The organism is Pseudomonas sp. FBCC-B1565, assembly GCF_059133265.1.
The window spans coordinates 3,805,394-3,817,185 of the sequence record NZ_CP101438.1 but is presented as its reverse complement, the minus strand read 5'-3'; the positions used below and the strand labels follow the sequence as shown (position 1 = coordinate 3,817,185).

Sequence of the window (11,792 nt, the reverse complement as noted above, 5' to 3'; positions counted from 1 at the left end):
CGTTAGCGGGGCAGGTCGTGCAGTTGGCAGTACTCGACCCAGCTCAGGCCAGCCATCTGCGCCACCTCCTTGTGCACTTCGAGGCGCTGGGCTTCAAAGGCCTCGCAGGAGTCGGCGGTCAGTTTGAGGGTCAGCTCCCAGGCAAACAGGCCCTGGCGTTCAGCTTGCGCTTCAAAGGCTTCATGCAAGCGTTCGGCGCGGTACTGGACCAGGGTTTCGCCCCTGGCCTGCGCAGCCAGCGGATTCAGGGTATCCAGTTCGGCGGCGACTTCGGGGTGTTCATCAAGGAATTTGTCCAGCGCGCGCTGGTGGTTATCACCGGGTTGTGACAAAGGCTTACTCCAAACACAGGTCAGGGGGAGGCGGATAGGCTTCATTGAAGCAGATTCGGCGATTGGCCTGTTATCCGATACGGAAAATTCACCCAGATGAATGGCAAAAGGCTTTCGCTCATTGGGCCAGGACGTGTAGCGTTAGCCGGTGCTTCCAGCCCTGCCTTGCAGGGACAGTGGGCGATGGGCAGAGGGATGGGTCATGGCGCAAACGCTGTTCAAGCTTTTCTTCACCCAACGCCTGGCTGCGTTGGCCAGCACTGAATCGCTGCGGGCGATCCGCGAAGGGCTGTTGTGGATCCTGCCTTGTCTGCTGGTCTCGGCGGGCTTTCTGATTCTGTCGGAATGTGCTCGCGTCCTTGGCTTCCACGCGCAGGTGGTGGCGTTCCTCGCCGGCCTGCACAACCAGATCAGTTCCGTGATCCCGCTGCTGGTGGCCGCGTCCATCGGTTACATGCTGGCGATCCAGCATCGCCTGCCCCAATTGCCCGTGGCATTCCTGTGCCTGGCCCATGTGGTGGTGGCGACATTCATCCTGCGGGACTACCCCAGGGCCTCGGCCACCTTTGTGCTGTTTATCGCCATTGCCTCGCCGCTGTTGAACGTTCCCGCAATTGCCTGGCTGCACCGCTACCGCTGGACCCGTCTGGTCAACGAAGACCTGGTGGGGCACAACCTGCGGGGCACGATCAATATGGTGCTGCCAGGCGCTATCACCGCCCTGGCATTGGTGGTGGTGCTGTCCTTGTTGCTGCAGATTCCGTATGTGGCGCAGTTGCAAGGCCCCCAGGTGCTGGACGCGCTGGAGTCGCCCTACGGCAGCGGCCTGTTCGTGACCCTGATGAATTCGCTGCTGTGGTTTTTCGGCATCCACGGCGTGTACGCCATGCAACCGCTGTTCGATGTACTGGACCAGGTCGTGGTGCTGAACAGCACGGCCCTGGCGGCGGGCGAGCCGGTCAAATATGTGTTGAACAGTGGCCTGTTGGGCAGCTTTGCGTTTATCGGTGGCTCGGGCGGTGCATTGTGCCTGTTGCTGGCCATCCTGCTGTTCTCCAGGAGCCAGTCCATGCGCTTGTTGGCGGTGGCGAGCCTGCCGCTGTCACTGTTCAACGTCAGCGAGGTGCTGCTGTTCGGCTTGCCGATCATCCTCAACCCGCGTTTGTTCATACCGTTTCTGATCGTCCCCGCGTTGAATGCCATGCTGGCGTTGACGGTGGTGCAGATGGGCTGGGTGTCGCCGGCGGTGGTCAGCGTGCCGTTCACCGCGCCGGTGCTGCTCAATGCCTATCTGAGTACCCACGGCGACCTGGCGGCGGTGGCGCTGCAAGTGGCGCTGCTGGGCCTGGGCACCCTGGTGTACGCGCCGTATGTGCGGGCGATCCATCGCCAGGCCAGTGAAGGGGGCACGGTGTACCTCAAGTCCCTGGACATGACCTTCCGTGGCCTTGAAGAAAAGGGCCGTCTGCGCGAGCTGGACCCGGTACTCGCCTCCCACAAGACCCTGGCGCGCCAGGCCGTGGAACTGAGCCGCATCCAGCAGATCAGCGACTATGAGTTCTACCTCGAATTCCAGCCGCAGGTCTCGACCCGCACCGGCCTGTGCACCGGGTGTGAAGCGCTGATGCGGGCCCGCGATGCCCAGGGCACGGTGCATTCGCCGTGGGAATTCCTGCAATGGCTGGCCCAGGCGCGGTTGATGCCGGATGTGGATGTGTGGGTGGCGTCCCAGGCAGTTCGCCAGTACCAGAAGTGGCAGAAACTCGGTTTTGCCCTGCCGATGACCATCAATATTTCCAGCGCGACCCTGACCGACGCCGCCTATGGCGAACGCCTGGTGGAGATCCTGGCCCAGGCCCATGGGCACGTATCGGTAGAGATCACCGAAGACGCGCTGGTCAGTGATATCCAGATCACGCGCCAGACCATCCAGAAGCTGCAGGCCATTGGTGCCAAGGTGTATATCGACGACTTCGGCACCGGCTTCTCGGCCCTGAGTTACCTGCACCAGTTCCCGGTGGACTTCATCAAGATCGACCGCAGCTTCGTGGTGGCCCAGCACGAGCCCAAGGGCGCACAGGTGATGACCGGCATGCTGCGCTTCTGTGAGGCGTTGAACCTGGGCGTTGTGGTGGAGGGCGTCGAGACTGCCGAGCAGTTGGCCTTCCTGAATACCGGCGCCGAATTGATTATCCAGGGCTGGTATTTCAGCAAGGCGCTGCCGGGCGATCAGTTGCAAGGGTTTGTACGTGAACGCGCCGCCTTAGCGCAGGTTTAATACCCGCGCTGGGTCTGCTCGATCTCCTCGACCAGGCCATCGATCCCGGCCAGGCGTGCCCGATTGTCGTGGTCCCAGGGGTGAAAGCCGGGTTTGAAGTAATGCAGCCACGGCACCAGCATCCGTGGGAAAACACCCTTCGGCCCATACAGAAACTTCAACATGCGCCAGAAGCCTTTCAGGTGCCCACCCGACTTGCGGTCGGCAATCAGCAAGCGCAGGTGAAAGTCGAACACCACCAGCCAGAAGAACACCGTGGTGGTGAGCATGGTGCCGGTGCGCAACAGGTAGCGCATGGGGCCGGGCTTGATCACGCGGTTCCACACATCGAAGGCCACGGCCTTGTGCTCGGTTTCTTCCAGGGCGTGCCAGTACCACATCTGCTGATAGCCCTTGAGTGAATTGCCGAAGCGTGAAGGGTCGCTCAACAGGATTTCAGCCAGCATCGCCGTGTAGTGCTCAAGGGCAATGGTGACTGCCAGGTTGAAGGACGGTGGCAGGTGCTTTTTCTGCAGGTCGAGGATGAATTTGAGGCGTCGGTCGAGTGTATGCGCAGGCAGCCCGGCGGCTTGCAGCAAGTCGTTGTAGGCCACGTGTTCACGGCTGTGCATGGCCTCCTGGCCGATGAAACCCTGGATCTCTTTTTTCAGTTCGGGGTCGTCGATGTGTTGCCGGTAGTGGCGCACGCTGTCCATGAAAAACAGCTCGCCCTGGGGAAACAGCAGCGACAGGGCATTGAAAAAATGCGTGATGAACGGGCCTTGTTCATGCCAGTCCTTGATGCGCTCGGCGGGCAGGGCGAAATGGATGTCACGGCGGATCGGCAACATAGTGCGTGCTCCTGTTCAGAGACGGGGCTCGTCATTGGTTTCAAACACCGGCGTACGCGGCTTGGGCGCCATGCGCTTGCTGGCGAACACCACCAGGGCCTGATAGGCGGCCGGCAGGCAACGGGCGAGCAGGTCGAGGCAATACGCGTCGCGGCCGATGAGCACGCGGCGCTTGTTTTTGCGCACGCCATGCAGGATCACTTTGGCGGCCTGGTCGGCGTCGGTGATGAACAGCTTTTCGAAGTCGGCGCGGGCCTGCTGTTCGCTGTGGATCAGGAAGCCCGTCATGTTCGCGTCGATACGGCTGCTGCGGCAGATGTCGGTGCGGATACCACCGGGGTGCACGCAGGTGGCTGACACGCCGCAGCGTTGCAGGTCCAGTTCCTGGCGCAGGGATTCGGTAAAGCCGCGCACCGCAAACTTGGTGGCGTTATAGCCGCTCATGCCGGGCTGGGCGAACAGGCCGAATACGCTGGACGTGTTGATCACATGGCCGTCGCCCGAGGCTTTCAGGTGCGGCAGAAATGCTTTGGTGCCATGCACCACTCCCCAGAAGTTGATGCCGACGATCCATTCCAGGTCGGCATAGTCAACGCCTTCCACGGTACTCGATAGGGCCACCCCGGCATTGTTGAACACCAGGTTGACCTGGCCGTGATCGGCCACGCAGCGTGCGGCCCAGTCCTCCATGGCCTGGCGATCGGACACGTCCAGCACCTGGGTAGTGACCGACACCGGGGCCAGGGTCGAGGTCTTGATCAGCGCCAGGGTCTGTTCCAGTCCCTGGCTGTTTTTATCCGCCAGCGCCAGGTGGCAACCTTCACGCGCCAGGGCCAATGCCAGGGCGCGGCCCATGCCGGACGCGGCGCCGGTAATTGCCGCTACGCGGCCATTGAATGACTTCATGACAGACTGCCTTCCGGGGTGGAGTGGGGGGCCGGCACGGGGCGGCTGGGCGTGTTGACCGGCAGCAGGTCGACCACATAATCCTTGAGTGCAAACTGGCGGGTGACCTGCTTGAAGCGCCAGGTCGAGCCAGGCCACAGGGTGGTGTTCTTACCGGTGCGCGGGTCGAGGTACCAGCTCTGGCACCCACCGGTATTCCAGATGGTGCGCTTGAGCTTGGCTTGCAGCTGTTGGTTGTAGGCGCTTTCCACGGCCGCTTTGACGTCCACCGTAGCGATGCGCTGCCGCTGCATGTGCTGGAGCGCATCGAGGATGTAGGTCACCTGGGCTTCGATCATCAGGATCATCGAGTTATGCCCCAGGCCGGTGTTGGGGCCGACGATCAGGAACAGGTTGGGATAGCCAGGCACCGTGGTGCCCTTGTAGGCATGGGCGCCGTCTTTCCAGGTGTCCATCAGGTCCACACCGCCACGCCCGATGATGCAGTCGCGGGGCAGGGGATCGGTGGCCTGGAAGCCGGTGCCGAAGATCAGGCAATCGGCCGGGTGCTTGATGCCGTCGGCAGTGATCACACCGTCGGCTTCGATGCGCAGCACGTTATCTGTCACCACCTCGACATTGCTGCGCGACAAGGCGGGGTAGTAGTCGTTGGAAATCAGTACGCGCTTGCAGCCGATGGTGTAGTCCGGGGTCAGGGTCTTGCGCAGGGACGGGCGCGCCACTTGTTTGTGCAGGTGACGAAGGGCGATTTTCTGCACCATTTTCATCAGCCGCGGGTGCAGGGCAAAGCCCACCACCCGGCCTTCCAGCGCCCAGTAAAAAGCACCGCGCACCAGGCGTTGAGTGAAGGGCAGGTGCTTGAACAGCCAGCGCTCAAAGGGGGTAATCGCCCGGTCGGGCTTGGGCATGATCCACGGTGGCGTGCGCTGGAACAGGTCCAGATGGGCCACTTGCGGCGCGATCTGCGGTACGAACTGAATGGCACTGGCGCCGGTGCCGATCACTGCCACGCGTTTGCCTTTCAAGGAATAGTCGTGGTCCCACTGCTGGGAGTGGAAGCGCTTGCCCTTGAAGCTGTCCAGACCCGGAATATCCGGTAACGCTGGGCGCGACAGGCCGCCCATGCCTGACACCAGCACCCGCGCGCTGACCTGGCGGCCATCGCTGAAGTTCAATTGCCAGCGTTGCAGGTGCTCATCGAACACCGCGCGCTGCAAGCCCATGCCGAAACGCAGGTAGGGCGCCAATCCAAAGCGCGTGGCGCATTGCTCCAGATACGCACGGATCTCCGCCTGCGGCGCGAACTGCCGTGTCCAGGCCGGGTTGGGTGCAAAGGAAAACGAATACACATGGGACTGCACATCGCAGGCGCAGCCCGGGTAGTGGTTGTCCCGCCAGGTGCCGCCGAGGGTGTCGGCCTGTTCGGCAATAAAGAAGTCGGTGAACCCGGCCTCCTTGAGCTTGATCGCCATGCACAGGCCGGCGAAGCCGGAGCCGATGATGGCGATGTCGATTGAATCACTCTGGGCATTCATAAGCAGTCCCTCGTGGGCATCGGATGTGCTCCTTTCTTGTTTTGTCTTTTAGATAGAACACCATTGCAAAGAAAAATTGAATTACTTATTTTAAAAAAGATTTTAAATAATCTACCTGAAAATATCGCCTACGCTAGTCCCAGGTCTCTCATGTGCCACTTGTCCGACGTACAGGCACGCAGTTTGGGTCCAGGATGTGGACGATGGCCGAGGCCTTGATCAATTCCGGTCAGGTCGCCGGCAGCAGGGATGCAGAGGACCGAGCTATGGCTGTTGAATGGGTTGTCGCTGCGGCTGTGTTTATAGGCGCGAGCGCCGTTTTGTGGGGGTTCAGTACATGGATGACGCGGCGTATCGAAGCCGCCGTTCCGATCAACGGGCGCTTTCTGGAGGTGGACGGCGAGCGCTTTCATTATTACGAGGAAGGCAAAGGCCCGCCGCTGGTGATGATTCACGGGCTGATGGGCAGCAGTCGCAACCTGACGTATGCCTTGTCCGGCCAGTTGCGCGAGCATTTTCGCGTGATCAGCCTCGACCGACCAGGGTCGGGCTATTCCACCCGTCATAAAGGCACCCCTGCAGACTTGCCAGCCCAGGCACGGCAAGTGGCGGCGTTTATCAATACGCTGGGCCTGGATAAACCGCTGGTACTGGGGCATTCCCTTGGTGGGGCGATTTCCCTGGCGCTCGCCCTCGACCATCCCCATGCGGTGTCCGGGCTGATACTGGTGGCGCCCCTGACGCACCCTCAACCGACCTTGCCACTGGTGTTCTGGTCACTGGCTGTGCGACCTGCCTGGCTCAGGCGCTGGGTGTCGCGCACCTTGACGGTTCCCATGGGCCTGTTGACGCGCCGCTCGGTGGTCAAGGGCGTGTTCGCACCGGACAGTGCCCCGGACGACTTCGCCACCCGTGGCGGCGGGCTGCTGGGCATGCGTCCTGACAACTTCTATGCAGCCTCCAGCGAGATCGCTCTGGTCAACGACGACCTGCCGGACATGGTCAAGCGCTACCCGCAACTGACGCTGCCCATCAGCCTGATCTACGGCGCACGGGACAAGGTCCTGGACTTTCGCAAGCACGGCCAGGCCCTGGCCGACAAGGTGCCGGGCCTGAAGCTGCAAGTAGTGGAAGGGCGCGGGCATATGCTGCCGATCACCGCCACCGAACGGGTGGTCGAGGCAGTCCAGCAGTTGGCCAAGCGGGCGCGGCCAGCACAGACCGCCGCGATCCTGCATCCGCCATTTGCCTTGGCGAACAAATAATCGTGGCCCTCGTTGCGGGTTTGACTGTCCGAAATGCTTGCCCTAGAGACCTGACCAAACAGCTGAAAAAGAGACTGCACGGTCACGCAAAAAAGGCCTCGAAAAAGTAGTTGACGACCTAACGATTCCGCGCTATTTCTTTAAAAAAATATTTCAATGTTTATTTTGAAATGATTTTTGAAATGCCTAAGAGCGAATAAAAATGAAAAAAACGTCTTTTATCGCATGGTTGATTTCCTGGAGCCTTCAGCGCTCCCTGAACCTGTTTCCTGCCTCCCTGCCACGGAGGCTGCCATGAATCAGACCCTGGCAGCCCCAAGCATCTGGACCGACGGCAAACGTCACCTGTGGTGGCTGGGCATCATGCCCCTGGCCACCCCGTTGCTCTCCGGCGCACTGGCCATCAGCACCGGTATCCAGCAACTCTGGTGGGTCGGTGTACTGGTGATCTTCGGCCTGATCCCGTTGATCGATGGCTTGCTCGGTGAAGACGTGAGCAACCCGCCCGAATCCGCCGTCAGCCACCTCGAATCCCAAAGCTACTATCGCTGGATCGTCTACACCGGCGTGCTGTTTGTGATCTCGTCGGTGGTGATCACCGGCTGGCTCGCCGCGGGCGGTATCGACTGGATCATCCAGGGCGGCCTGTTGCAGGCTGCCGCGAACCTGGAGCCGTCCAGCTGGCTGTCTCACGCCGCGAGTTACATCACTGCACGCACGCAACTGCATGGCGAACCGAGCTGGTTCACTTACCTGGGCATGGCCATGTCGACCGGCGCCGCCACCGGCATCGCGATCAACACGGCGCATGAGCTGGGGCACAAGCCCAACGCGCTGGAAGTGTTCCTGGCCAAGGTCACCCTGGCACCGACGTTCTACGGGCACTTCTACACCGAGCACAACCGTGGCCATCACGTGCGTGTCGCTACGCCGGAAGACCCCGCCAGTTCGCGGTTGGGCGAGAGCTTTTGGGCGTTCCTGCCACGCTCGGTGTGGTTCAGTGCACGCTCGGCGTGGAACCTGGAGCGCGAACGCCTGCGCAAACTCGGTTTGCCGGCCTGGCACTGGCAGAACGGTGTGCTCAGCGCCTGGATGTACAGCGTGGTGCTGTGGGGCGCGATGATCGCCTGGCTGGGCGCGGCAGTGATTCCGTTCCTGATTATCCAGGGCATCTACGGCTTCTCGTTGCTGGAAGTCGTGAACTATGTGGAGCACTACGGCCTTAAACGCCAGAAGTTGCCCAACGGACGTTATGAACGTTGCTCGCCACGGCATTCATGGAACAGCAACCGTATTGTTACCAATATCTTTCTGTTCCAACTTCAACGGCACTCTGATCACCATGCCAACCCGACCCGTAGTTATCAGTCGTTGCGCCACTTTGATGAATCACCGCAACTGCCCTATGGCTACGCGAGCATGATTGTCTGGGCCTATGTGCCGTACTTGTGGCGGCGGCGCATGGACCATCGCGTGCTGAATCATTATGCCGGGGATATCTCCCTGACCAATCTTCAGCCCTCACAGCGGTTGAAGTACCTGGAGAAGTACAGTAACAGCGCCAAGCCGTTCTAAGTTCAAGTAACCGGCTGTTGGCGTACTCGGGGTCTGCGTGCCGCGCAGGCTGCTTTCGCCCAAGGTTTACAAAATCAGTTGCAACACAGTGGTTTGACCCGAACAAAAATAATTAAAGGGAAGGACGTACACCATGCAATCACCTGCCAAGTTCACCACCCACATCGTATTGGCCGCGCTGGGCCTGATCGCGTATCACCAGGCCCAGGCTGCGCGCATCGAACCGGCGGGCAGCGCCTTTACCGCCCAAGGCCCCATCAGCTTCTCCAAGGGCGCGCTGATCAGCGCCGACTGCACCATCAAAGTGGCCGGCAAGGTCGCGGCCGATGGCTCATCGGTGAATGTCGACAAAGTTGAATTCGACGGCGGCCTCAAGTGCAGCCGCGTGGAAGCCATCAACTTGCCGTGGGTGTTAGTCGCCAAAGACACCAAGAGTGGTTCCATGTCAAAAATCAGCGTGGACGTGCATGCCTTTGGCCTGGGCGGAAAGTGCGGACCTTCAACGGCCGATGGCACTTGGGATAACGCCACCGGCAAGTTGGAAGCCACCAATGTGCCGATTGGCGAAGACTGCAAGATCAAGACGGTGTCGATCAAGATGCCGCCGAACTTCAAAGTTGTTGAATAACCGTCGGATGTTGCAGCGGTAATTGAATTGAGATTTGGCTGGAAAGGGAAGTTCTGCAGATTCACCGTGACCTCTCGTTCATGGCCATTACCCCTGGCGAAATGACTTCGCCTTAACATGTGAGGAAAAACAATGAAAAGCTTGAAAACCCTCGTTTGTGCAACTTCGTTCGCCCTCTGCGTTGGTGCCGCTTCAATGGCCAGCGCGGCCACTATCGCGCCGACTGGCGGCTTCACTGCAAGCGGTCCGATTTCGGTGGCTTCACCTGCTTCGCTGGGAATTGCCGTGCCTTGCAACATCACGTTTACCGGTACGGTAGCGGCTGATGGCACCACTGCTGCCATCACTGGTGCGAGCGTCAGCGGCTCTAACGCGTTGTGTGGTGTACCGGTTATGCAGAACTTGCCTTGGACGCTGAAAAACATCGTGCCCGTGGCGGGTAGCACCAACAACTTCACTGGGGTTGTGGAAGGTGTGAGCTTCAAGATTGTTTCGAACTGTGGCACTGCAAACATCGCCGTCACTTGGAACAACGCGACCAATACGCTGAGTATTCCGGCTGCACAAACTGTGGGTGCCTGCAGCATCAAAACCCTGGCTGTCAATCCAAGCCCGGCCTTCACTGTGACCCCTTGATAACGTGCTTCTGGCTGTAAACGTGATGATCACACGTTAAGGCGGGCGCCTTGCAAAAGGCGCCCGCTGACGTGGGACAGGTTTGAACGCCGAACATGAGAAAAATAATAAGGAACAGGGCATGAACAATAAAAAACAACAGGCGCGCACATTATTGAGTCTGGCGATTCTAGGCAGCCTCATGACTGCAACCGGTCAGGCGCAGGCTGGCGGGTTTTCCACGCCGACTTTCGGTGCTCCTGGCTGGGGGAGAGCCTTCGGGGGGGGATCGTTGTTCCAGAATGACCCGTCTGCGGCTTACAACAACCCGGCGGCCATGGCTTTCATCGATCACAACGTTTCTCAGTTCACCGTCGATTACGCACGGATTAATATCAAATACAAGGGGACGGCCAAGGATTACGCAGGCAATGCGCCAGCCGCCGTAGACCCCACTGATTTAAGCTCCACGCCACGCACCGGTGATGGTGGACAAGGCGGCTTTACCGCGTGGTTGCCCACCGGCTTCATGGTGATGCCTATCAACGACCGTTTTGCTTTCGGTTTAAGCCAGGTAGTGCCGATGGGTGCACGTACAACCTGGGACCAGGACTGGATCGGCCGGGATTTTGCGGTCGATACGCGTATTGAAACCGTCGGAGTCACGGGTTCGTTATCGTTCAAGGTTAATGACCAGTTCTCTTTGGGCGCCGGTGCAATTGTTCAGCACACCAAAGGGTTTGTCAGCCAGAACATCGACTTATATGCAGCAGCGGCGTTGTCACCTGCCATCGGAATTCCGTTCCCTTCCGGTGTGGGTTCTTCTTTGATGCGGGTCAAGGTGGATAACACCTCCGTTGGCTGGTTTGCCGGTGTGGTCTGGAAGCCAACCGAATTCGACACCCTGGGTTTGAACTACCACGCCAAGATAAAAAACAAGCTAGAGGGTAAGTACAGCATTTACGCCGACGACGCGAACAAAGCGCTGATCGATGGTGGCCTGCCTGCACTCGCGTATCCGGGGCTCAACCTCAACTCCAATGGCGCCAATGCCTCCGCGCAACTGGATGTGCCGGCAAATGCCTCTGTCGATTGGGTGCATCAGTTCAATGACCGTCTGACGTTGGGCGCCAGCGTTACCTGGACTCAATGGTCGTCGTTTAAGGCACTGACATTGAAGTCTGACGGCGCGCAAATTGTGTCAATTCCCTACAATTATAAAAACGCTTGGATGGTTTCGCTGGGCGGTGACTATAAATTCACCGACGACTTCACTTTCCGTGCCGGTGTAGCCACCGACCAGACCCCAACACGAAACTCCACACGTGACCCACGTATTCCGGACGGTGATCGTATATTTGCTTCCCTCGGGTTTGGCTACAACATCCGTGCTATTCCTGGTTTGAGTATCGATGGGGCTTACTCGCGGCAATTCGTCGAGAAAGCCAAGCTGAGGACCCACAACCAGGATCGTTTGGGTGGGGCCACTCTCGATGGCAAGGCCGACGCGAAGGGTGAAGTTGTCAGCCTTTCGGCGACTTACGCGTTCTGATTCATTGTGAGCGCAGGGCCCATAGACGAGCGGCAGGGAGCGCATCTCCCGTGCCGTTTGAGTCTGGCCTGGCGTTGATGGGTCGCGCAGGCGACCCGTACCGCTTCAACTCAATCGCGACTCTGTAAGGCTGACCTGTTCAGCCGTTGTTTATTCGTCCAAGCATTAAATAAAAATTTCAAAACAAAAATTGAATGTTTTTCTCCGAGTTTGTAGTGTGGCCTTACGCCTGAGGTCAGTGCGACCTGCAAGCGCTTTTGCCATACCCTGAATCGA

10 protein-coding genes are annotated in these 11,792 nt (G+C 59.4%); 6 read left to right on the top strand and 4 right to left on the bottom strand.

Annotated features, from left to right (window positions below; genetic code table 11):
- Window positions 1–2 precede the first annotated feature (2 nt).
- Complete coding sequence (locus NL123_RS17860) at window positions 3–332, bottom strand: DUF6388 family protein (RefSeq protein ID WP_494355951.1); 330 nt, start codon at window positions 330–332, stop codon at window positions 3–5.
- Window positions 333–534: 202 nt separating this feature from the next.
- Between NL123_RS17860 and NL123_RS17855 the strand changes: the two genes are divergently transcribed.
- Window positions 535–2,610 (top strand): EAL domain-containing protein, encoded by a 2,076-nt coding sequence (locus NL123_RS17855; protein WP_494355950.1) that lies wholly within the window; start codon window positions 535–537, stop codon window positions 2,608–2,610.
- On the opposite strand, the gene NL123_RS17850 is transcribed toward NL123_RS17855, so the two are convergent.
- From NL123_RS17850 to NL123_RS17840, 3 genes are read right to left on the bottom strand one after another with little or no spacing between them, the layout of a single operon-like run.
- Window positions 2,607–3,440 (bottom strand): metal-dependent hydrolase, encoded by an 834-nt coding sequence (locus NL123_RS17850; protein ID WP_071493119.1) that lies wholly within the window; start codon window positions 3,438–3,440, stop codon window positions 2,607–2,609. The two genes, NL123_RS17855 and NL123_RS17850, sit on opposite strands and share 4 nt — an antisense overlap.
- A 15-nt stretch (window positions 3,441–3,455) precedes the next feature.
- Window positions 3,456–4,346 carry an SDR family NAD(P)-dependent oxidoreductase gene (locus NL123_RS17845; RefSeq protein WP_494355949.1) on the bottom strand — a complete coding sequence of 297 codons (891 nt, stop codon included), beginning with the start codon at window positions 4,344–4,346 and terminating at the stop codon, window positions 3,456–3,458.
- Window positions 4,343–5,881, bottom strand: a complete 1,539-nt coding sequence (locus NL123_RS17840) for a flavin-containing monooxygenase (protein ID WP_494355948.1) — start codon at window positions 5,879–5,881, stop codon at window positions 4,343–4,345. The genes NL123_RS17845 and NL123_RS17840 overlap by 4 nt, the downstream gene beginning before the upstream one ends.
- A 266-nt stretch (window positions 5,882–6,147) precedes the next feature.
- On the opposite strand from NL123_RS17840, the gene NL123_RS17835 reads away from it, so the two are divergent.
- The 5 genes from NL123_RS17835 (at window position 6,148) to NL123_RS17815 (ending at window position 11,516) form a co-directional block, all read left to right on the top strand.
- A complete protein-coding gene (locus tag NL123_RS17835; protein ID WP_494355947.1) occupies window positions 6,148–7,146 on the top strand; it encodes an alpha/beta fold hydrolase in 999 nt (332 codons plus the stop codon).
- Between the two features lie 294 nt (window positions 7,147–7,440).
- Window positions 7,441–8,721: an alkane 1-monooxygenase gene (locus NL123_RS17830; protein ID WP_248488079.1), complete on the top strand. Its 1,281-nt coding sequence runs from the start codon at window positions 7,441–7,443 to the stop codon at window positions 8,719–8,721.
- A gap of 133 nt (window positions 8,722–8,854) precedes the next feature.
- Window positions 8,855–9,349, top strand: coding sequence for an alkane oxidation protein activator PraA (gene praA / locus NL123_RS17825; protein WP_494355946.1), 495 nt, complete (start codon window positions 8,855–8,857; stop codon window positions 9,347–9,349).
- Window positions 9,350–9,481: 132 nt separating this feature from the next.
- Window positions 9,482–9,985, top strand: coding sequence for an alkane oxidation protein activator PraB (praB, locus tag NL123_RS17820; protein WP_058424136.1), 504 nt, complete (start codon window positions 9,482–9,484; stop codon window positions 9,983–9,985).
- 121 nt (window positions 9,986–10,106) lie between these two features.
- Window positions 10,107–11,516 (top strand): outer membrane protein transport protein, encoded by a 1,410-nt coding sequence (locus NL123_RS17815; protein ID WP_248488080.1) that lies wholly within the window; start codon window positions 10,107–10,109, stop codon window positions 11,514–11,516.
- Window positions 11,517–11,792 lie beyond the last annotated feature (276 nt).

Excerpts from the sequence above, each read along its gene's own strand:
- NL123_RS17850 (WP_071493119.1), bottom strand. The coding sequence starts at position 3,440 with ATGTTGCCGATCCGCCGTGACATCCATTTCGCCCTGCCCGCCGAGCGC.
- NL123_RS17815 (WP_248488080.1), top strand. The coding sequence starts at position 10,107 with ATGAACAATAAAAAACAACAGGCGCGCACATTATTGAGTCTGGCGATT.
- praB (WP_058424136.1), top strand. The coding sequence starts at position 9,482 with ATGAAAAGCTTGAAAACCCTCGTTTGTGCAACTTCGTTCGCCCTCTGC.
- NL123_RS17855 (WP_494355950.1), top strand. The coding sequence starts at position 535 with ATGGCGCAAACGCTGTTCAAGCTTTTCTTCACCCAACGCCTGGCTGCG.
- NL123_RS17830 (WP_248488079.1), top strand. The coding sequence starts at position 7,441 with ATGAATCAGACCCTGGCAGCCCCAAGCATCTGGACCGACGGCAAACGT.
- NL123_RS17845 (WP_494355949.1), bottom strand. The coding sequence starts at position 4,346 with ATGAAGTCATTCAATGGCCGCGTAGCGGCAATTACCGGCGCCGCGTCC.
- NL123_RS17840 (WP_494355948.1), bottom strand. The coding sequence starts at position 5,881 with ATGAATGCCCAGAGTGATTCAATCGACATCGCCATCATCGGCTCCGGC.
- NL123_RS17835 (WP_494355947.1), top strand. The coding sequence starts at position 6,148 with ATGGCTGTTGAATGGGTTGTCGCTGCGGCTGTGTTTATAGGCGCGAGC.
- praA (WP_494355946.1), top strand. The coding sequence starts at position 8,855 with ATGCAATCACCTGCCAAGTTCACCACCCACATCGTATTGGCCGCGCTG.